The sequence below is a fragment of the Sphingomonas sp. NFR04 genome (genome assembly GCF_900114095.1).
In the GTDB taxonomy this organism is placed as follows: Bacteria; Pseudomonadota; Alphaproteobacteria; order Sphingomonadales; family Sphingomonadaceae; genus Sphingomonas.
The window spans coordinates 377476-397809 of record NZ_FORV01000004.1 but is presented as its reverse complement, the minus strand read 5'-3'; the positions used below and the strand labels follow the sequence as shown (position 1 = coordinate 397809).

Here is a 20334-nt window from a genome sequence, read left to right as displayed (position 1 = left end):
CGCAACAACTTGGTGGCCGTTGGCCCGTGCCGAAGTCGCGCGGCCAGGCGATACGCAAACGTCGGCGCAGGGGGTGCGAAAACGATTTCATCGGCCTATCGCCCAAGGCCTTTCCTGGACGCGCAGTTCAGCTTTCGAGAATGGACGGAAAAGAGCAAAGGACCGGCATGCGGTGGAGACGACGTAACCTGGCCTCGATGAGCGCCGATGTCGGCGACGGCCTGGCGCCCGCCGTCGAAGCGGTCACGACCCCCGCCAAGCCGGCGCCGGGGAACGGCAGCGGCTATCGCGCGATCGCGCTCGTTGTTGCCGCAGCGTTGTTCATGCAGCAACTCGACGGCACCGTCCTAACCGTCGCGCTGCCGACGATGGCGCGGGACCTCGGCAGCTCCGCGACCAGCCTCAGCCTCGCGCTGACCAGCTACCTGCTGGCGCTCGCGCTGTTCATCCCGGCGAGCGGCACGCTGGCGGACCGGTTCGGCTCGCGCACCATCTTCTGCGCGGCCATCGGCATCTTCCTCGCCGGATCGGTCGCCTGCGCACAGGCGGGTACGCTGCCGATGCTCGTCGCCGCGCGCTTCCTGCAGGGGATCGGCGGTGCGATGATGGTGCCCGTCGGCCGGCTGGTGCTGCTGCGCAGCGTCGCCAAGGAAGACATGGTGCAGGCGCTGTCATGGCTGGTAATGCCCGCGCTGATCGGGCCGATCCTCGGGCCGCCGCTGGGCGGCTTCATCGTCACCTGGCTCGACTGGCGCTGGATCTTCTACCTCAACCTGCCGATCGGCATCGCGGGCATCTTCGGCGCGCTGCTGCTGGTGCCGGAGATTCGCGGCGACGCGCGCCCGCGGTTCGACACCGGCGGCTTCTTCCTCTCCGGCGTGGCGCTCGGCTGCCTGCTCTTCGGCTTCGAGCTGTCGAGCCGCCCCGGCACCGGCCGCGTGGCCGTGGCGCTGCTCGCGATCGGCCTCGTCTTCGGCCTCGGCTATGTGCGGCATGCCCGGCGCGCGATCGACCCGATCCTCGACCCGCGGCTGATGCGGATCGATACCTTCCGGCTATCGGTGATCGCCGGTTCGCTCACGCGTATCACCCAGGGCGCGCAGCCCTTCCTGCTGCCGCTGATGTTCCAGCTGGGCTTCGGCTTTTCCGCGGCGACCACCGGCACGATCACCATGGTCGGCGCGATCGGCGCGCTGGCGATGAAGGCGCTCGCGCCGCGCGTCCTCCGCCGCTGGGGCTTTCGCGACAGCCTGATCGTATCGGGGCTGGTGAGCAGCCGCGGCTATGCCAGCTGCGCACTGTTCCGACCGGACTGGCCGGTCGCCGCGATGGTGGCGGTGCTGGCGCTTTCGGGCTTTTTCACCTCGTTCCAGTTCACCGGCTACAACGCGATCGCCTATGCCGATGTCGAGAAGCAGGAGATGAGTGCCGCCACCAGCCTGTACGCGACCTTCCAGCAGCTGACGCTGTCGCTCGGCATTTGCACCGCCGCGACCGCACTGGAGCTGGGACCGCGACTGGCGCACCGCGAGGCGCTTCACCTGACCGACTTCTCGCTGGCCTTCGTGATCGTGGCGGGGATCTCGGCCTCGGCGCTGTTCTGGAACCGCCGCTTCGCGCCCGATGCCGGGGCAGCGATGAGCGGTCACCGCGGGCGCACGGAGACGAACCCGCGCGCCGCCGGGCGGGGCTGACGACCCCCGCCCCTATGGCGCGACGCCCGCCGCGCGGCTAGGCTCGTGCCAAAATGGGGGATGATGGCGATGCGGTGCGTGCGTTCGGGGATTTCGGGGATCGTGCTGGCCGCATTGCTGGCCGGGTGCGGTGGCGGCAGCGGCAGCGGTAGTGGCGGATCCGGTACCGTCGTCCAGCCCGGTGCCGGCACGTCCAGCCCGACACCCACGGCCAGCGCCTGCACGCTGCGCGCCCGGCAGGACTGGATCCTCGCGACGATGCGCGAATGGTATCTCTTCCCCGAGACGCTGCCGGCGGATCTCAACCCGTCCGGCTACGGCACTGCCGACGGCTATCTGGACGCGCTCACCGCCACGGCGCGCGCGCAGGGGCGCGACCGCTATTTCACCTATCTTACCTCGATCGCCGAGGAGACCGCCTATTACACCAGCGGCTCCAGCGCAGGTTTCGGCTTCCGCCTGACCAGCGACGGCAGCAGCACGCTGACGGTTGCCGAGAGCTTCGAAGGCGGCAACGCGCTGCAGGCCGGCATCGACCGCGGCACCCAGATCCTCGCCATCGGCACCAGCAGCAGCGACCTGCGCGACGTGGCCACGATCTTCAGCACGCAGGGCTCGGCGGGGGTCCAGTCCGCGCTGGGCCCCGACACCAACGGCACCACCCGCGTGCTCCGCGTGCGCGATCCGAGCGGCAATGTCCGCACCGTCACGCTCGCCAAGTCGGACTTCACCCTCAGCCCGGTGTCGAGTCGCTACGGCGCGCAGATCCTCACCGATCCGAACGGCGGCGGGCGCGTCGGCTATGTCAATCTGCGGACCTTCATCGACACCGCCGACCCGGCGCTGCGCAGCGCCTTTGCCAATTTCAAGGCGCAGGGCATCGACAAGGTGATCGTCGACCTGCGCTACAATGGCGGCGGGCTCGTCTCGATCGCGCAATTGTTCGGCGACCTGCTCGGCGGCGGGCGGGCGACGACCGACGTGTTCAGCTACACCAGCTTCCGCCCGGAAAAGTCGGCGAACGACAGCACCCGCTATTTCGGTCCGCAGCCCCAGTCGATCGCCCCCACCCGCATCGCCTTCATCGGCACGCGCAGCACCGCCTCGGCCAGCGAATTGGTGATCAACGGCATGATCCCCTATTTCCACGCCAATCTCGGGCTGATCGGCACCAATACCTATGGCAAGCCGGTGGGCCAGGTCGCGATCGACAAGACCGAGTGCGACGATCGGCTGCGCGTGATCGCCTTCGCCACGCAGAACGCCAATCGCCAGGGCAGCTATTTCAATGGCCTCGCCAGCAATGTCGAGGCGAGCTGTGCCGCCAGCGACGATCTGTCGCAGCCGCTGGGCGACGTGCGCGAGGCTTCGGTGAAGGCTGCGCTCGATTTCGTCGCCGGGCGCAGTTGCAGCGCGATCGGTGGCTTCGCCTTGGCCCGCGTCGCCGCCGCGCCGAACGCGTTGCTGTCGCCCGATCGGCCGAACACGGCGCAGCGCGAAGTGCCGGGACTGTTCTGACATTAGTGTCACGGCAAAGTAACACCAAGTAAACACACGTTAAATTGCAACCATCCTGTGTCTGGCCGGTTGATCCGGAACGTCCAGGAGGGAAATGATGAAGACGATATTCTTGTGCGGCGCGTTCGCGTCGCTGGCGATGACCGGTGCCACCGCGGCGGAAACGCCCCGCGCCATGGTGCCGCAGACCGAGCCGATGGTCCCGGCGCAGATGACGATGCCGCGCGACGCGATGGGCTATGCGCGCATGGCGGGCGCCGGCGACCTGTACGAAATCGAGTCCTCGCGGCTCGCGCAGCAAAAGGCCGCCACCGGCGCGGTGCGCCAGTTCGGCCAGATGATGATCGAGCACCACACCCAGACGACGCAGGCGTTGACCAGTGCCGCCCGTGCCGCCGGGATGACCCCGCCGCCGCCCGCGCTCGCGCCGCGCCAGCAGAAGATGATCGACGAGCTTCGCGGCCTTTCCGGGGCGCAGTTCGACGCCGCCTATCTCCGCCAGCAGCGCATGGCGCACCAGGAAGCGCTCGCGCTCCATTCGGGCTATGCCGAGAATGGCGACAACGCCGCGCTGCGCAAGGTCGCCGCGACGGCGGTGCCGATCGTGCAGCGGCATATCGATCTTCTCGCCCAGCTGCCGAAGAGCTGAGGGACCGTTTAGAAATTCGCGAAAGAGCGAATTTCAAGGCGGCACCGGCCCGCTCCCCCACCCGGCCACCCAACGGCATTATTCTATGGGTGGCCGGGTGGGGGAGCGGGCCGGTGCCGCGAAATGCGCCATGGCGCATTTCCAAACAGGCTCTGATTCGCCTGCGCGCGCGGCGGGTCGACCTGCGCAGACTGTAAGGTTAGGAACAGGCGTCCGCCCTAAGGATGCCGATCATGCAGTCCCCGTCCGACCCGTCGCCCGCCGCCCTTCGCATCCTCGTCGTCGAGGACGACGCCCAGCTCAGCGCCTTGCTCGTCCGCCAATTGGGGACACTCGGCTACACGGTCGAGGCGGTGGCCGACGGCCGCGCCGCGATCGCCACGCTCGGCCAGGCGCAGTTCGATGCGATCCTGCTCGACCGGCTGCTGCCGGCGATCGAAGGCGTCGAGGTGCTCCGCCGTATCCGCGCCGAGGGCGTCGAGACGCCGGTGATCCTGCTCACCGCGCTGGGGCTCACCCAGGAGCGGGTGGAGGGCCTGGAAGCGGGCGCCGACGATTATATCGTCAAGCCGTTCGAGATCGACGAGCTCAACGCCCGCATCCGCGCCGTGCTGCGCCGGCGCAGCGCCCCCGGCACCGACGCTGCGACACTGACCGCCGGCGACGTGACCGTGAGCGTGCTCCGCCACCGCGTCACCCGTGCCGGCAGGCCGATCGAGCTGCAGAAGACCGAACTCAAGCTGCTCGCCGAGCTGGTTCGCGAAGCCGGCAGCGTGCTCTCGCGCAAGATGCTGATCGAGCGCGTCTGGGGCTATGACTTCGTGCCGACCACCAACATCGTCGACGTCCATATCCTCAAGCTGCGCCAGCGGCTGGAGATGCCCGGCCTGCCCGATCCGATCGCGACGGTGCGCGGGGTCGGCTATATGTTCCGCGCCTGAGCGGTGCCGCGCCGGCGCCTCCGTTCGCTCGGCCGGATCGCGATCGCCTTCGCGCTGGCGCTTTCCGCGACGACGGCGCTCGCCGGCGTAGGCGTCTATCTCGCGCTGCTCGACGCCATCGACCATCAGGTCGACCTGCGGCTGCAGGGCGAGGCGCGCGAACTGCTGGAGGGGGGCGCCGGCGTGCCCGAAATCGTCCGCCGCATCGCCCGCGAGAGCAGCGAGCGCGAGAGCGCCGATATCGGCTTCCTGCTGCGCGATTCGCTCGGCGAACGCATTGCCGGCAACATCGCGCCCGCGCATCCGCTGCCGATCGGCGTTTCGACGGTCAACGACGATGCAGCGATTCCCGGCCTCAGCCGCGGACGCGCCTGGGTCAAGCAGCTGCCCGGCGGCGAGACCCTGGCGCTCGTTGCCGAGAGCGAGCCGATCGACCAGCATGATCACAAGCGGGGCCGCATCCTCGCGATTGGCTTCGGCGCGGTGATGACGCTGCTGCTGATCGGCACCTTCGCGCTGATCCGCGCGATCCGCATCAACATAGCCGCGATCGCCGGCACCGCCGAAGCGATCATCGACGGCGACCTGCGCGCGCGCGTGCCGGTGGAGCGGCCAGGCAGCGTGTTCGGCGGGCTGGCGGTGACCTTCAACCGCATGCTCGATCGCATCGGCGAGTTGATGACCGGCATGCGCAGCATCTCCAACGACATCGCGCACGACCTGCGCACGCCACTGGCCCGGCTGCACGGCCGGCTGGCGGCGCTGGCCGACACGCCCGAAGCGGGCCCGGTACGCGAGGAACTGGCCGAGGCGGTGGCCGAAAGCGAGGAGATCCTCGCGATCTTCGCCGCGATCCTGCGCATCACCGAAATCGAGGGCGGCGAGCGCAGGGCGGGATTCGAGCGGCTGGATCTGGCAGCGCTCGCGGCAGAGGTTGGCGAAGGACTCGAACTGCTGGTTACCGAGAGCGGCCGCTACTTCGTCGCCCCTGCACCCGCGGCGGCAGTGCCTGTAGAGGGCGACCCGCGACTTCTCACCCAATTGATCGTCAACCTGATCGAAAATGCCGTGACGCATGCGCCCCAGGGCACGACGGTCCGGCTGGACGTGCGGCGCGACGGTGACACGGCAGCGCTCTCCGTCGAGGACGACGGCCCGGGCATCCCGGCGGCGGAACGCGAGCGCGCCCTACGCCGCTTCGGTCGACTGGATGCGAGCCGGCATACGCGCGGGCACGGGCTGGGTCTGCCGCTCGCGGCGGCGATCGTGCGGCTGCATCATGGGGCGCTGGCGCTGGAAGACGCTGGACCCGGCCTGCGCGTTGCGCTGCGGCTGGCGCTCGCGGGCTGATCTTCAGGGGCTCGGGAGAAGGAAAAGGCGGCTGGTGGAGCTGAGGGGAATCGAACCCCTGACCTCTGCAGTGCGATTGCAGCGCTCTCCCATCTGAGCTACAGCCCCGCCGCCTTGATCCCGGGCTGGCCCGGGAAGGCGCTCCCCTTAGCGAGCCGAAACCGGCGATGCAACCGGCTTGTCGCATCTTGCCGCCGGATTCGTATCGCGGACGACGAAGTGCCTGTGACGCAGGTTAAATTCGGGGAACCCATCGCCCCCTCCGCTCGCTTGGACGAGGCGTGACGGCAAGCATGCCGCAGCCGCCGAAATCTCAGCAGGAGAGATACGATGGACGACCGCAACAATCGCTACGGCCCCTACGGCCCGACCGGCTATAACGACAGCAGCAGCCAGGGCGACTATGGCCGGGATTACGGCTCCGGCCGCGATTACACCTATAGCAGCGCACGCGACTATGCCGCCGCCGGCGAATATGGCCGCGGACGCGACCGCAGCCAGCGCGACGACTGGAACCGTGGGCGCTCGGACGCGCGCAGCCAGGATCGCTCTTCCTACGGCGCGCAGGGCTATGGCCAGCGCAGCCAGGAGCGCAGCGGCTGGGACGGCAGCAGCAACGACTGGAGCGACACCGGCTCGCGCAGCTACAGCAACTATGGTGGCTATTCGGCTCAGGATCGCGACCGCGACCGAGACTATGGCCAGCGCAACTACGGCGACAGCGACTGGGGCAGCCGCGATTCCTTCGCCCGCAGCTATGGCCAGCAGGACCAGGATCGCTCGCGCTATGGTCGTCAGGACCAGGGCCGCAGCTATGGCTATGACCGCAACCGCGGCGAAGAGCTGCGCGGCTACGACCGCGACCGCGGCTTCTTCGACCGCGCCGGCGACGAGGTCCGCTCGTGGTTCGGCGACGAGGAAGCGGAGCGCCGCCGCCGCCAGGACCAGCGCTATGACGAGCAGCAGGCCCGCAACGAAGGTGCATCCGACAGCCACTACGGCGAATGGCGCCGCAGCCGGCTCCAGGAGTTCGACCGCGACTATGACGAATATCGTCGTGAGAATGCCCAGCGCTTCCACAACGAGTTCGACAGCTTCCGCACCGAGCGCACCGGCCAGCGCGACTCGCTTCGCCGCGTGACCGAGCATATGGAAGTGCTGGGTTCCGACGGCAGCCATGTCGGCACGGTGGACAAGGTGCGCGGCGATCGCATCATCCTGACCAAGAACGACACCGATGCGGAGGGTCGCCACCACTCGATCCCGTCGCGCTGGATCCAGACCGTCGACGACAAGGTGACGCTGCGCAAGACCGCGGACGAAGCCAAGAACCATTGGCGCGACGAGGAACAGTCGGGCGCGATGTTCGGCGAGGACAAGGCCAAGTCGACCGCCACGACCACTGGCCAGACCGGCACGGGCCAGAACAGCACGGGCGAGCGCTCGCAGGACTGGAACACCACCGGCAATCTGAACGCGAGCTTCAAGGGCACCTACTAAGGTTCCCTCAAGCGAAGGAAGGGGCCGTCCGGCAGTGCCGGGCGGCCCCTTTCGTTAAAGCCTATCCTCCCCCGCCAGGGGGAGGTGGCGCCGAAGGCGACGGAGGGGGAGGATGCCAGAACCTCTCGACCGGCGTGCTTCCTCCCCCTCCGTCAGGCTGCGCCTGCCACCTCCCCCTGGCGGGGGAGGAAACAGTGTGGGAGCAGCCCCTTCTTCACCCGATCAAAGGTCGACGCGGTCGGCGTGCATCACCTTGGTCCAGGCCTTGCCGAATGCTTCCACGAACGCCGCCTCGGCATCGTCCGTCGCATAGGCTTCGGCCAGCGCGCGCAGTTGCGCGTTCGAGCCGAAGATGAGGTCGACGCGGGTACCGGTCCACTTCGCCGCGCCGGTCTTGCGATCGGTCGCGACGAAGCTGCCGTCGCCCTGCGCTGCCCATTTCGCGGTGAAGCTGGTGGTCAGCAGGTTGCGGAAGAAGTCGTTGGTCAGCGTTTCTGGACGATCGGTGAACACGCCATGCTTCGAATCGCCATGATTGGCGCCGAGCACGCGGAGGCCGCCGACCAGCACCGTCATCTCCGGCGCGGTGAGCGTCAGCAGCGCGGCGCGGTCGACCAGCAGCTCCTCTTCCGAATAGCCGGTCGACTGGCCGGCATAGTTGCGGAAGCCGTCCGTCTTGGGCTCGAGCGGCTCGAAGCTGTGCGCATCGGTCTGTTCTTGGGTCGCGTCGGTGCGGCCCGGCACGAAGGGCAGCGTCAGGTCGTGGCCCGCCTTCTTGGCCGCCGCTTCCACCGCCGCGGTGCCGCCGAGCACGATCAGATCGGCGAGCGACACCCTTTTGCCGCTGGTCTGGGCGCCGTTGAACGTCGCCTGGATGCCTTCCAGCACGCCGAGCGCCTTGGCGAGCTCGGCCGGTTCGTTCACCGCCCAGTCCTTTTGCGGCGCGAGCCGGATGCGCGCGCCGTTGGCGCCGCCGCGCTTGTCCGAACCGCGATAGGTGCTGGCCGACGCCCAGGCGGTCTTCACCAGCCGCGCAATCGACAGGCCCGAGCCGAGGATCGCGGCCTTGAGCGCGGCGATATCGGCGGCGTCGATCAGCGGGTAATCCACCGCCGGCACCGGATCCTGCCAGAGGCGCGGCTCGGCCGGCACTTCGGGCCCGAGCAGGCGGGCGTGCGGGCCGCTGTCGCGGTGCGTGAGCTTGTACCAGGCCTCGGCAAAGGCATGGGCGAACTGGTCCGGATTCTCATAGAAGCGCCGCGAAATCTCGCCATAGGCGGGGTCGAAGCGCAGCGCGAGATCGGTGGTCAGCATCGTCGGGCGATGCTTCTTGGACGGGTCGTGCGCGTCCGGGATCACCTCGCCCGCATCCTTCGCCACCCACTGGTGCGCGCCGGCCGGGCTCTTGGTGAGCTCATACTCATAGTCGAGCAGGTTCTTGAAGAACCCCATGCCCCACTCGGTCGGCGTCCCGGTCCAGGTGACTTCGAGGCCGCTGGTGATCGTATCCCCGGCATTGCCCTTGCCGAAGCTGTTCGCCCAGCCAAGCGCCTGCATCTCCAGCCCCGCACCTTCCGGCTCCGGGCCGATATACTGGCTGGGATCGGCGGCACCGTGCGTCTTGCCGAAGGTGTGGCCGCCGGCGATCAGCGCGACGGTTTCCTCGTCGTTCATCGCCATGCGCGCGAAGGTCTCGCGGATGTCATGCGCGGCGAGCAGCGGATCGGGGTTGCCGTCCGGCCCTTCCGGATTGACGTAGATGAGGCCCATCTGCACCGCGGCCAGCGGGTTGGCGAGGTCGCGCTCGCCCGAATAGCGGCCGCCCGGCTTGTCGCTGGTCTGCAGCCATTCGCGCTCGGGGCCCCAGTTGATGTCGCGCTCGGGCTCCCAGATGTCGGCGCGGCCGCCGCCGAAGCCGGCGGTCTTGAAGCCCATCGATTCGAGCGCGCAATTGCCGGTGAGGATCAGCAGATCCGCCCAGGAAAGCGCCCGGCCGTATTTCTGCTTGATCGGCCAGAGCAGCATGCGCGCCTTATCGAGATTGGCATTGTCCGGCCAGCTGTTGAGCGGCGCGAAACGCTGCGTGCCCGAGCCTGCGCCGCCGCGGCCATCCCCCACACGATAGGTGCCTGCGCTATGCCAGGCCATGCGGATGAACAACGGACCGTAATGGCCGAAGTCGGCCGGCCACCAATCCTGCGAGTCGGTCATCAGCGCGAAGATATCGGCCTTCACTGCCGCGAGATCGAGCTTCTGGAATTCGGAGGCGTAATCGAAATCGGCACCCATCGGGTCGCCGGCGGGCGGGTTCTGGTGGAGCACGGTGAGGTCGAGCTGGTTGGGCCACCAGGTCCGGTTCGTCATGTCGAACAGGACGGCGTTACCCTCCATCTTGCCACCGTGCATCGGGCACTTGGATTCGGCGTTCATTCGGGCTCTCCTTCGGGTTCGGGCCATGATCTGCGCAAAGCCTCGCACGGCTAGAGCGATCGATGAAATGGATAAGTCCGGGCACACTGATCGATCCCGCCGCTGATGTCAGTATATCCCAACGGATAGGGCCTTCCATGTCGCGCAGACGAAACGATGTTGCGCGATGGCGGTTACGGACTTGGCTGGTTTGCCCGCTTCAAGCCGTTACAATCGCAACCAACCGTAGAAGACATATCGGAGAGCCTGCACATGACCGACGCCACCGAAGCCGATCTGACCGGCGGCACCCCCCGCCCCCGACCCGATGGCGAGGTCGAGAAGATCGGCGATCGCAAGCTCAAGCCGGCGACGATGATGATGGGCCACGGCTATGATCCGATGCTCTCCGAAGGCGCGCTCAAGCCGCCGATCTTCCTCACCTCCACCTTCGTCTTCCCCAACGCAGCAGCCGGCAAGCGCCACTTCGAGGGTGTGACCGGCAAGCGCCCGGGCGGGGCCGAGGGCCTGGTCTATTCGCGCTTCAACGGCCCGAACCAGGAGATCCTGGAAGACCGGCTCGCCGTGTGGGAAGAGGCGGAGGACGCGCTGGCCTTTTCCTCGGGCATGTCGGCGATCGCGACGCTGTTCCTGTCGATGGTCAAGCCCGGCGACACCATCGTCCATTCCGGCCCCCTCTATGCCGCGACCGAGACGCTGATCTCGCGCATCCTCGGCCGCTTCGGGGTGAACTGGCTGGACTTCCCCGCCGGCGCCACCCGCGAGGAGATCGACGCGGTGCTGACCAAGGCGGCGACCGGCAATGTCGCGCTGATCTATCTGGAGAGCCCCGCCAACCCGACCAACGCGCTGGTCGACGTGGAAGCGGTCGCCGCCAGCCGCGACGCGATCTTCACGGGCGAGAACAAGCCGCCCATCGCGATCGACAACACCTTCCTCGGTCCGCTCTGGGCGCAGCCGCTGAAGCAGGGTGCCGACATCGTCGTCTACTCGCTCACCAAGTACGCGGGCGGCCATTCGGATCTGGTCGCGGGCGGCGTGCTCGGCACCAAGGCGCACATCAACACCATCCGGCTGATGCGCAACACGATCGGCACGATCTGCGACCCCAACACCGCCTGGATGCTGCTCCGCTCGCTGGAGACGCTGGAGCTGCGGATGAGCCGCGCGGGCGAGAATGCCGCCAAGGTCTGCGAATTCCTAGCGAGCCATCCCAAGGTGGAGAAGGTCGGCTATCTCGGCTTCCTCGAGCGCGGGGAGGACAAGCGCCAGGCCGACATCTATCGCCGTCATTGCACGGGCGCCGGCTCGACCTTCTCGCTCTACCTCAAGGGCGGCGAGAAGGAGGCGTTCGCCTTTCTCGACGCGCTCAAGATCGCCAAGCTGGCGGTGAGCCTGGGCGGTACCGAGACGCTCGCCTCGCACCCGGCGGGCATGACGCATTTGTCGGTCGCCGAGGAGCGCAAGCAGGCGCTGGGGATCACCGACAATCTCGTCCGCATCTCGATCGGCGTCGAGGATGCCGACGACCTGATCGCCGACTTCGAGAATGCGCTGAAGGCAGTGTGAGGTCGTCGGCGGGAGCGCGGGGTTCGCCGCGCTCCCGCTTCGTCAGTTCAGGAAAGTCATCAGCGCGCGCTCGAACGCCGCCGGCTGGTCGAGCATGAGGAAGTGGCCGCTGTCGCCCACGCCGCGGATCGTCGCGTGCGGTGCCCCGGCATATTGCGCGCGGTAGAGGCCGAGGATCTTCTCCTCGCCGCCGCGCGCCTCGGTCCAGGGGACCAGCACGGTGATCGGCGCGGCGATCTTCGGCAGCTCGGGGCGCAGGTCGGTGGTCATGTCCTCGTAGATCGCCTGGCCGCTTACCCGCATGTCCGCCTTGGCGGACCAGCCGGCGACCTTCTCCTGCGACGCAGGCTTCAGCGCATTCTGCCGCGCGATCATCTGCCCGACCTGTTCGGGAACGGGCTTGCCATAGAGGCTGGCCATCTGCGCCCGCATCATCTCCGCCTGCGGCTTCAGCGATTCCGCCGTGGCAGCGGGGGCGAAGAGGGTGCCGATGAACGGCAGCGCATCGACGATCAGCGCCTTCTTGACGTCCTCGGGATGCGCGCGGGCCAGCATCAGCGTCACCAGCCCGCCCATCGAATGGCCGACCACCGGCACGGCGCCCAGCTTGCGGCTCTCGATCAGCGTGTGGAGATCGGCGACGACCCCGTCGAGGATGCCAGGCTGGAGATTGCCGCGCGGATCGTCGCCGCCGAAGCCGTTGACCTGCACCAGATAGACGCGGTGGTTCTTGATCAGCTCGGGCACCACCCCGTCCCAGGTCGCGCGCGGGCTCGACAGGCCGGGGATCAGCACCACCGGGCTGCCGCGGCCGAGCACCTGCACCGAGATATGGTCCATCTGCACCAGCATGTCTGCGGCGGTCGCAACCGACGTCGGGGCCGGCGCGGCATTCGCCTGCTTGGCGAAGCCATTGGCCGCCAGCAGCGCGATCAGGATGGCGAACCAGGGAAGCCGCTTGTCCCGGCGGCACAGGCAGCGAACGAAGCGGTTCATTGGCCAGTCTCCTTGGCGGGATTGAGGAAGATGTCCTCGATCGCGAGGCCGAACAGGTCGGCGATCTTGAAGGCGAGCGGCAGCGAGGGATCGTAGCGGCCGGTCTCGATGGCATTCACGCTCTGGCGCGAGACCTCGAGCCGTTCGGCGAGGTCCTGCTGGCTCCACGCCCGCTCGGCGCGGAGCACGCGGAGGCGGTTGTTCATGCGTCGGCGCCTACCCGGTCGCGCCAGGTCATCAGGCATTGCGCGGCGCCCCAGCTCGCACACCAGATCGGGAACGCCCAGAACACGTCGATCTGGCCGATCGCATGGTAGATCTGGAGGAAGCCCAGCACCGCGGAGACGGCGAGCACCACGCCAATGCCGAACAGCATCGCGGTGACGATGCGCTGGCGCAGATATTCGTCGGTTTCCTCGCGGACGTACAGCCCGATCACCGCGAGCATGGCGATGATGGCGACCGCCGGCAGGATCGAGAGTGCGATCAACGCAGCGCCGGTCGGCTGGAACCAGGCAACCGCAAGGCTCGTCGTCATGACCGTTACGACATAGCCGATCATCGTCGGAATGAAGCGCTGGAGATAGCGGCGGGCGGCGGGGGTTTTCAGCTGCATGGCAAGCTCCTGTCCGATGACAAGCAAGCTTTACGTCAACCATGCTTTACATGTCAAGCGTGGTTGACAGCGCCAAATTCCTCCCCGGCACGGGGAGGGGGACCATTTGCGCAGCAAATGGTGGAGGGGCCGCCGCGAACGCGGCGGTATCCAACGCATCGACAAGCACCGCGCCTCCGGCGCGGCCCCTCCACCACGCGGCCATGCCGCGCGGTCCCCCTCCCCGTTCCGGGGAGGAATTTACGTGCCGAGCCGCGCCACCATGTCCTCGGCGAGCTGGCTGAGCGTATCGTCACGCGCGCCCATCACCACGATGCGGTCGCCCGGCCGCGCCTGCGCCACCAGATGCGCCGCCGCCGCCTCGCGTCCTGGGATGTGCAGCGCCTGCGCGCCCGTCGCCGCGACATCGGTGACGATGTCCGCGCTGGTCACCTCGCGGGCCACGGTGCCGCCCTGATAGACCGGGTCCGGCAGCACCAGCAGGTCCTCCCGCCCCAGCTTGGTCGCGAACATCGCGACCAGCTCGCGCCGCATCACCTTGAGCGGGCCATAGCCGTGCGGCTGGAACAGCAGCAGCAACCGCCCGGAGAATGCATGCAGCGTATCCAGCGTCGCGGCGATCTTGTCCGGGTTGTGCCCGAAATCGTCGATCACCGACACGCCGCCCGCCTCGCCGACCAGCTCGAACCGCCGCCGCAAGCCGGTAAAGCCCTCCACCGCCGCGCATGCGTCCTCCAGCGACACCCCCGCGGCCGTCGCCGCGCCGATCGCGGCGAGCGCATTGGCGACATTGTGTCGCCCCGGCACCTGCAGCCGCACCCGCCGCGTGGTCTCGCCCATCACCAGGTCGAAGCCGATCGCGAAGGCTTCGGGCGCCAGGTTCCGCGCCATCAGGTCCGCCTCGCCTTCCACCGCGAAGGTGAGCGTCCGCCCGCGATCGAGCCCCACGGCCAGCGCCGCGCTCTCGGCATCGCCGACATTGACCACCGTCGTCGCCGCCTTGCCCGCAAAGGCGCCGAACAGCAGCCGCAATTCCTCGAGCGACTTGTGGTCGAGGCTGACATTGTTGAGCACCGCGATTCGCGGCCAATAGTTGGCGATCGAGCCGTCGCTTTCGTCCACCTCGCTGACGAACGCGTCCCCCGCCCCGACCAGCGCACTCGCGAAGGGCGCGTCGGGCGTGGCGAAATTCTTCATCACTGCGCCGTTCATCACCGTCGGATCGCGCCCGCAGGCGTGGAGGATCCAGCCGATCATCCCCGTCACGGTCGACTTGCCGCTGGTCCCCGCCACGCCGATCGGCAGCGGGGAGGCGTTGAACAGGCTCGCCAGCAGCTCGGCCCGCGACATCCGCGCGCAGCCAAGTTCGGCGGCGCGCACCATGTCCGGCACGGTCGGCTCGATCGCGGCGGAGGCGACCACCACCTGCTCGGCCGACTGCACGCCGCTGCCGTCCTGCGGGAAGAGCTTCACCCCGCGCGAGCGGAGCCAGTCGAACTTGGACGCCAGCCGCCCGCCGTCGAGGCTGCGGTCCGAACCCGAGACCCGGGCGCCCCGGCCGGCGAGGATCATCGCCAGCGGCATCATCCCCGATCCGCCGATCCCTACGAAGAAGGTTGCTTTGCCATGCTGCATGGGCACGCTATCGGCGAAGCGAGGAGACCATACAAGCATATGCGGATCGGAGTCGTCGCGCCGGCGCGGCCAGTCACCCGGGAATCGTCAGCGCGCATGGCAGCGTTCATGGCGCTCACCTATCCCGAGCATGAGGTGGTGTTTCACCCACAATGCTATCTGTCGGCCGGCCATTTCGCCGGCACCGATGCCGAGCGCGCGGCGGCGTTCCTCGAAGTCGCCAACGATCCGACGATCGACGCGATCTGGTTCGCGCGCGGCGGCTATGGATCGAACCGCATCCTCGACGCAGTGATGCCGCACCTCGGCGACGCCGCGCGGCGCAAGACGTACATGGGCTTCTCCGACATAGGTTTCGTGCTCGGCGCGCTCTACGCCCGCGGCATCGGCCATCCGGTCCATGCCTCGATGGCGAGCAGCATCGGCAAGAACGATGCGGGGGTGGATACCGGTTGGGCGCTCGGCTGGCTGATCGAGCGCGACCGCCGCGGGCTCGACCCGACCCTTGCCGACGGCCGCCCCGCCGCCGCCTTCAACCTCGCGATCCTCACGTCGCTGATCGGCAGCAAGTACCTGCCCGACCTCACCGATCATGTGCTGATGATCGAGGAAGTGGACGAGCCGCTCTACCGGATCGACCGGATGCTGTTCAATGTCGCCCATGCCGAGCAGCTCAAGGGCATCGCCGGCATCCGCCTCGGCGCCGTGACCGCGATCGCCGAAAACGACCCGCCCTTCGGCGAGACGGTGGACGAGATGATCGTCCGCTGGTGCAAGGAGATGGGCGTCCCCTATCTCGGCCGCTGCGCGATCGGGCATATCTCGACCAACCACGTCGTGCCGTTCGGCGTCGCATGAGCCCCGATCCCCAGGCCCTGCGGACCCGTCACGGCGCGGTATCGCTGCTCGCCCACCCCTCGCCGATCGAGCGGCTGGAACGGCTGGAGGCGGCGCTCGGCACGGAGGTGCGGATCTACGTGAAGCGCGACGATGTGGCCGGCATCGGCGGCGGCGGCAACAAGCTGCGCAAGCTTGAATTCCTGCTCGGCGACGCGATCGCGCAGGGGTGCGACACCTTCGTCACCACCGGCGGGCTGCAATCGAACCATGCGCGGTTGAGCGCGGCGGCATCCGCGCGGATGGGCCTCGCCTGCGAGCTGGTGCTGGCCGATGTCGTGCCGCGCCACAACCCCGATTATCGCGGCAACGGCAACCTCCTGCTCGACGCGATCTTCGGCGCGACCGTCCACCGCGTGTCCGGCGACACCGACCCGCTCGCCTTCGCCCACAGCCGCGCCGAGACGCTGCGGACGGAGGGCCGCACGCCGTACGTGGTCGGCGCGGGCGGCTCGTCGCCGGTCGGCGCGCTCGGCTATGTCGCCTGCGCCTGGGAGATACTTGGCCAGGAGACCGCGCTGGGCGAGCGCTTCGCCCGCATCGTCGTGCCCAATGGCAGCGCCGGCACCCATGCGGGCCTCGCCGCCGGCATGGCGGCCGCGGGTGCGGAGGTGGCGCGCGTCCAGTCCTACGCCGTCCTCGCCACCCCCGAGCGCGCCCACGCCGAGACGCTGGCGCTCGCCCAAACGACGCTCGCCGTTAACGCCCTGCCGGGCAGCGTGTCGGCGGCGGAGGTGGTAATCGATGGCAGCCAGCGTGGGCCCGGCTATGGCATCCCCACGGATGCAATGCGCGAAGCGGTGGAACTGCTGGCCCGCACCGAGGGCCTGCTGCTCGACCCCGTCTATAGCGGCAAGGCGTTCGCCGGGCTGCTCGCCGCGATCCGCGGCGGCGCGTTCCGGCCGGGCGAGGCGGTGCTGTACGTCATGACCGGCGGGGTGCCGGGGCTGTTTGCGTATCGCGAAGTGTTTGGCGCGTTGACGACTGCGGAAATCTGACCCCCGCAGGAGGATTCGCAGGCATGGCCGACGAGCGAGTATTCAAGGCAGAGCAGCGCGGCGTGGCGATCGGCATGGCCAGCGCATTGCTCCTCACGATCGTCGTGCTGGGATTGGTGGCACTCACAACGCACAGCGGCAGCGCGCCGACGTTTCCGCAGCGCCTGCAGGACGCCCTTAGGATCGACCTTCTCATCATCTTGTGGGTCGCCGCGGGGGTCGCAAATGTCGCCCGGCTGCGCTTCTTCTCCGAACAGGACATCGGCGGCAGCGGTGGGCAACAGGCGACCGAGCAGGTCCGGATTGGGAACGCGGTCCTCGAGAACAGCTTCGAGCAGGCCGTGCTGGCGATCGTCACCCACCTGATCGTCGCCGCGACCTTTGTAGGGTCGACGCCACTGATCGCCGCGTTGGCCAGCTTGTTTGCGGTTGGCCGGCTGCTGTTTTGGCGGGGCTACAAGCGCGGCGCCAGCGGGCGCGCCTTCGGCTTCGCGCTGACCTTCTATCCGAGCGTACTCGCGCTCTTGGCTTCGGCGCTAGCCAATGTGACCGCGCTGTTTGGATAGCTGAGCGGCTCATGGTCGCCGCTTGCGTCGCTTCCGCTGCGATTGGACCGACGCCGGGTGGCTCAACCATGTACGGCCTCGCGCGCGATTCGCCCTAGCAGCCGACTCAACCATCACTTTCAGGCTGCGCGCTCGGCGCGAGATATGCGTCTATCTCCGCCTCTTGTTCGGGACTGACCGGCTCGTCTGCAAAGAGCTCGTATAACGCTTTGCTGCCGACTTTCGGCAGCAGCTTCAAAAGACGATCGTAGGTGGACACCTCGATCAAACCCCATTCGAGCAGCCCCGCTAGGTAGCCGCGCCAAATAAGTGCAACCGTCTCCGTGTTTCGCCACGACAAATGGCGCACGATCCGGTTTGCAAGCTCTTCCTCTGTCGGCGCCATTCCCAACCTCTCGAACCCGTTTCACAATGCGAGCGCTTACGGGTGACGGATCGCTTTCTTGAAAGCGCGGGCCTTACTCCGCCAGCACCCGCCCCACCCGCACCAGCGCCCCATCGGGATCGGACACCGCAAACTCGTAGGTCCCCCACGGCATCGCATGCGGCGTGCCTGGCTGGATGATTGCCTCGCGCACCCGATCCGCCACCGCGTCGACATCCGCGACATAGAGGTACAGCCCGAAGGGATTGTCCGGCGCCTGGGGCGTGTTCGCCTCGTGCCGCAGGTGCAGGTGCCAGCCGCGACCATCGGCGAGAATGCGGTAATGGCCGTAATCGCTGGCCACCTCCAGCCCCAGGCGGCGGTAGAAGGCGGTGCTCGCGTCGAGATCGCGGCAGGGCAGGATAGCGACGATGTGGTGGCTGGCGTCCATGCCCGCAGGCTATGCTGGCGACGCCCGCCGCACCACCCCCAAATCCCCCTGCCCCTGCCCTTTCGCCAAAGCCTTGCCTATATCGCACCCGCGCGGGCATAAGCCGCGCTTCGTTCCACACCCATGAAAGGGGTTCTTCCCGTGTCCGAGATGTTCCGCATTACGCTGCCCGACGGTTCCGTCCGCGAGGTAGCCCCGGGGACTACCCCGGCGGACATCGCCGCGGCGATCGGCCCCGGCCTCGCCAAGGCGGCGCTCGCCGCGCGCGTCGATGGCGAGCTGCGCGACATCGGCCGTCCGTTCGAGGGCGATGCGCAACTCGCGCTCGTCACCGCCAAGGACGAGGCCGACGCGCTCGAACTCGCGCGCCATGACTATGCGCACATCCTCGCCGAAGCGGTGCAGCACCTGTTCCCCGGCACGCAGATCACCTTCGGCCCGTCGACCGACGACGGCTTCTATTACGACTTCGCCCCCAAGGACCGCCCCTTCACCGAGGAGGACCTGCCGGCGATCGAGGAGGAGATGCGCCGCATCATCGCGCGCGACGAGCCGCTGATCCGCGAAGTCTGGTCGCGCGCCGACCTGATCGCGCGCTGGACCGCGCAAGGCGAGACCTTCAAGGCGGAGTGGGCCAAGGAGCTCCCCGAGGGCGAGGAGCTGACCGTCTACCGCGCCGGCAAGGGCGAGGACGCCTGGCTCGACATGTGCCGCGGGCCCCATCTCGCCTCCACCGGCAAGGTCGCGGCGGATGCGTTCAAGCTGACGCGCGTGTCGGGCGCCTATTGGCGCGGCGACCAGAAGAACGCGATGCTCAGCCGCATCTACGGCACCGGCTGGCTGAACAAGAAGCAGCTCCAGGAGCATCTGACGCGCCTGGAGGAGGCCGCCAAGCGCGACCACCGCAAGCTCGGCGCGGAGATGGACCTGTTCCACCTCCAGCAGGAGGCGCATGGCTCGGTGTTCTGGCACCCCAACGGCTATGTCATCTACCGCGTGCTCGAGGATTATATGCGCCGCGCGGTCAACGGCGCGGGCAGCAAGGAAGTGAAGACCCCGCAGGTGATGGACGCGCGCCAGTGGGAGCAGTCCGGCCACTGGGGCAAGTATCGCCAGAACATGTTCGTCATCCCCGACGAGACCCCGAACATCGAGGACGAAGGTCCGATGGTGTCCGCCGACGCGCAGTGGATGGCGCTCAAGCCGATGAACTGCCCCGCGCACATCCTGATCTTCAAGCAGGGCATCAAGTCGTATCGCGACCTGCCGATGCGGCTGGTCGAGAATGGCTGCTGCCACCGCAACGAGCCGCACGGCGCGCTGCACGGGCTGATGCGCGTCCGCCAGTTCACCCAGGACGACGGCCATATCTTCTGCCGCGAGGACCAGATCGTCGACGAGGTGAAGGCGTTCTGCGCGCTGGCCGACCGGGTCTACAAGCATTTCGGCTTCACCTACGCGATCAAGCTGGCGCTGCGCCCGGAGAAGCGCTTCGGCACCGACGAAATGTGGGACCAGGCCGAGAACGAGCTGCGCGACGCGGTGGTCGCGGCCGGTCTCGCCACGCCGGAATATGGCTGGGAGGAACTGCCCGGCGAAGGCGCCTTCTACGCGCCGAAGCTGGAATGGCACCTCACCGACGCGATCGGCCGTACCTGGCAGGTCGGCACCATCCAGTCGGACCGGGTGCTGCCCGAGCGGCTCGACGCGTCGTACGTCGGCGAGGATGGCGAGCGGCACCGGCCGGTGATGCTCCACCGCGCGATCTTCGGCTCGTACGAGCGGTTCATCGGCATCCTGATCGAGCATTTCGCCGGCAAGCTGCCGACCTGGCTCGCGCCGGTGCAGGCGGTGGTCGCGACGATCGTCTCCGATGCCGACGACTATGCGCGCGAGGTGGTGGCGAAGCTCCAGGCCGCGGGCATCCGCGTCGAGAGCGACCTGCGCAACGAGAAGATCAACTACAAGGTGCGCGAGCACTCGCTGGCCAAGGTGCCGAACCTGCTGGTCGTCGGCAAGCGCGAGGCGGAGGAGAGCACCGTGGCGCTCCGCGTGCTCGGCAGCCAGGGCCAGACCATGCTGACGCTGGACGAGGCGATCGAACGGCTCAAGGCCGAAGCGCTGGCACCGGATCTTCGCTGAGCGACCGTCCAATCCCCC

General features: G+C 68.1%; 18 protein-coding genes and 1 tRNA gene. 11 read left to right on the top strand and 8 right to left on the bottom strand.

The features are described from left to right. The first annotated feature begins 197 nt into the window (after positions 1-197). The 5 genes from BM009_RS14355 to BM009_RS14335 all read left to right on the top strand — a co-directional run bounded on the left by BM009_RS14355 (position 198) and on the right by BM009_RS14335 (position 6152). A complete protein-coding gene (locus tag BM009_RS14355) occupies positions 198-1694 on the top strand; it encodes a DHA2 family efflux MFS transporter permease subunit (RefSeq protein WP_093297193.1) in 1497 nt (498 codons plus the stop codon). Positions 1695-1763: 69 nt separating this feature from the next. Continuing rightward, entirely contained in the window at positions 1764-3212 is a 1449-nt protein-coding gene (locus tag BM009_RS14350; RefSeq protein ID WP_093297376.1) for a S41 family peptidase, read from the top strand. Between the two features lie 97 nt (positions 3213-3309). Next, entirely contained in the window at positions 3310-3861 is a 552-nt protein-coding gene (locus BM009_RS14345; protein WP_093297374.1) for a DUF4142 domain-containing protein, read from the top strand. 233 nt (positions 3862-4094) lie between these two features. Continuing rightward, on the top strand, positions 4095-4802 hold the full coding sequence (locus BM009_RS14340; protein ID WP_093297373.1) for a response regulator transcription factor: 708 nt from the start codon (positions 4095-4097) through the stop codon (positions 4800-4802). Positions 4803-4805: 3 nt separating this feature from the next. Beyond that, a complete protein-coding gene (locus tag BM009_RS14335; RefSeq protein WP_093297191.1) occupies positions 4806-6152 on the top strand; it encodes a sensor histidine kinase in 1347 nt (448 codons plus the stop codon). 32 nt (positions 6153-6184) lie between these two features. Here BM009_RS14335 and BM009_RS14330 read toward each other — a convergent pair. Further along, a tRNA-Ala gene (locus tag BM009_RS14330) sits at positions 6185-6260 on the bottom strand. Positions 6261-6482: 222 nt separating this feature from the next. On the opposite strand from BM009_RS14330, the gene BM009_RS22645 reads away from it, so the two are divergent. Then, positions 6483-7652 carry a DUF2171 domain-containing protein gene (locus tag BM009_RS22645; RefSeq protein WP_175488022.1) on the top strand — a complete coding sequence of 390 codons (1170 nt, stop codon included), beginning with the start codon at positions 6483-6485 and terminating at the stop codon, positions 7650-7652. A gap of 222 nt (positions 7653-7874) precedes the next feature. Here BM009_RS22645 and katG read toward each other — a convergent pair whose 3' ends face one another. Beyond that, positions 7875-10082: a catalase/peroxidase HPI gene (gene katG / locus BM009_RS14320; RefSeq protein ID WP_093297190.1), complete on the bottom strand. Its 2208-nt coding sequence runs from the start codon at positions 10080-10082 to the stop codon at positions 7875-7877. Positions 10083-10334: 252 nt separating this feature from the next. Between katG and BM009_RS14315 the strand changes: the two genes are divergently transcribed. Continuing rightward, the gene (locus tag BM009_RS14315) at positions 10335-11651 is read left to right on the top strand and encodes a cystathionine gamma-synthase family protein (RefSeq protein WP_093297188.1); all 1317 of its coding nucleotides are present in this window, start codon (positions 10335-10337) and stop codon (positions 11649-11651) included. A 42-nt stretch (positions 11652-11693) separates the two neighbouring features. Here BM009_RS14315 and BM009_RS14310 read toward each other — a convergent pair whose 3' ends face one another. The 4 genes from BM009_RS14310 to BM009_RS14295 all read right to left on the bottom strand — a co-directional run bounded on the left by BM009_RS14310 (position 11694) and on the right by BM009_RS14295 (position 14898). After that, positions 11694-12647, bottom strand: coding sequence for an alpha/beta fold hydrolase (locus tag BM009_RS14310; protein WP_254772292.1), 954 nt, complete (start codon positions 12645-12647; stop codon positions 11694-11696). Then, the gene (locus BM009_RS14305; RefSeq protein ID WP_093297186.1) at positions 12644-12853 is read right to left on the bottom strand and encodes a helix-turn-helix transcriptional regulator; all 210 of its coding nucleotides are present in this window, start codon (positions 12851-12853) and stop codon (positions 12644-12646) included. The genes BM009_RS14310 and BM009_RS14305 overlap by 4 nt, the downstream gene beginning before the upstream one ends. Next, positions 12850-13263, bottom strand: a complete 414-nt coding sequence (locus BM009_RS14300; protein WP_093297184.1) for a hypothetical protein — start codon at positions 13261-13263, stop codon at positions 12850-12852. The genes BM009_RS14305 and BM009_RS14300 overlap by 4 nt, the downstream gene beginning before the upstream one ends. A 240-nt stretch (positions 13264-13503) precedes the next feature. Next, positions 13504-14898, bottom strand: a complete 1395-nt coding sequence (locus BM009_RS14295) for a UDP-N-acetylmuramate--L-alanine ligase (protein ID WP_093297182.1) — start codon at positions 14896-14898, stop codon at positions 13504-13506. A 39-nt stretch (positions 14899-14937) separates the two neighbouring features. Between BM009_RS14295 and BM009_RS14290 the strand changes: the two genes are divergently transcribed. Genes BM009_RS14290 through BM009_RS14280 form a run of 3 tightly spaced genes read left to right on the top strand, consistent with a single transcriptional unit; the run spans position 14938 to position 17359 of the window. Further along, positions 14938-15756, top strand: a complete 819-nt coding sequence (locus tag BM009_RS14290) for an LD-carboxypeptidase (RefSeq protein ID WP_093297180.1) — start codon at positions 14938-14940, stop codon at positions 15754-15756. After that, complete coding sequence (locus tag BM009_RS14285) at positions 15753-16793, top strand: D-cysteine desulfhydrase family protein (protein WP_093297179.1); 1041 nt, start codon at positions 15753-15755, stop codon at positions 16791-16793. Before BM009_RS14290 ends, BM009_RS14285 begins: the two co-directional genes overlap by 4 nt. A 23-nt stretch (positions 16794-16816) precedes the next feature. Further along, positions 16817-17359 carry an MAPEG family protein gene (locus BM009_RS14280; RefSeq protein ID WP_093297177.1) on the top strand — a complete coding sequence of 181 codons (543 nt, stop codon included), beginning with the start codon at positions 16817-16819 and terminating at the stop codon, positions 17357-17359. A 106-nt stretch (positions 17360-17465) separates the two neighbouring features. Here the strand turns inward: BM009_RS14280 and BM009_RS14275 are convergent, their stop codons facing one another. Continuing rightward, a complete protein-coding gene (locus BM009_RS14275; RefSeq protein ID WP_093297175.1) occupies positions 17466-17744 on the bottom strand; it encodes a hypothetical protein in 279 nt (92 codons plus the stop codon). A gap of 73 nt (positions 17745-17817) precedes the next feature. Further along, positions 17818-18174, bottom strand: coding sequence for a VOC family protein (locus BM009_RS14270; protein ID WP_093297173.1), 357 nt, complete (start codon positions 18172-18174; stop codon positions 17818-17820). Between the two features lie 150 nt (positions 18175-18324). On the opposite strand from BM009_RS14270, the gene thrS reads away from it, so the two are divergent. Next, positions 18325-20316, top strand: coding sequence for a threonine--tRNA ligase (thrS, locus tag BM009_RS14265; RefSeq protein WP_175488044.1), 1992 nt, complete (start codon positions 18325-18327; stop codon positions 20314-20316). The last annotated feature ends 18 nt before the right edge of the window (positions 20317-20334 follow it).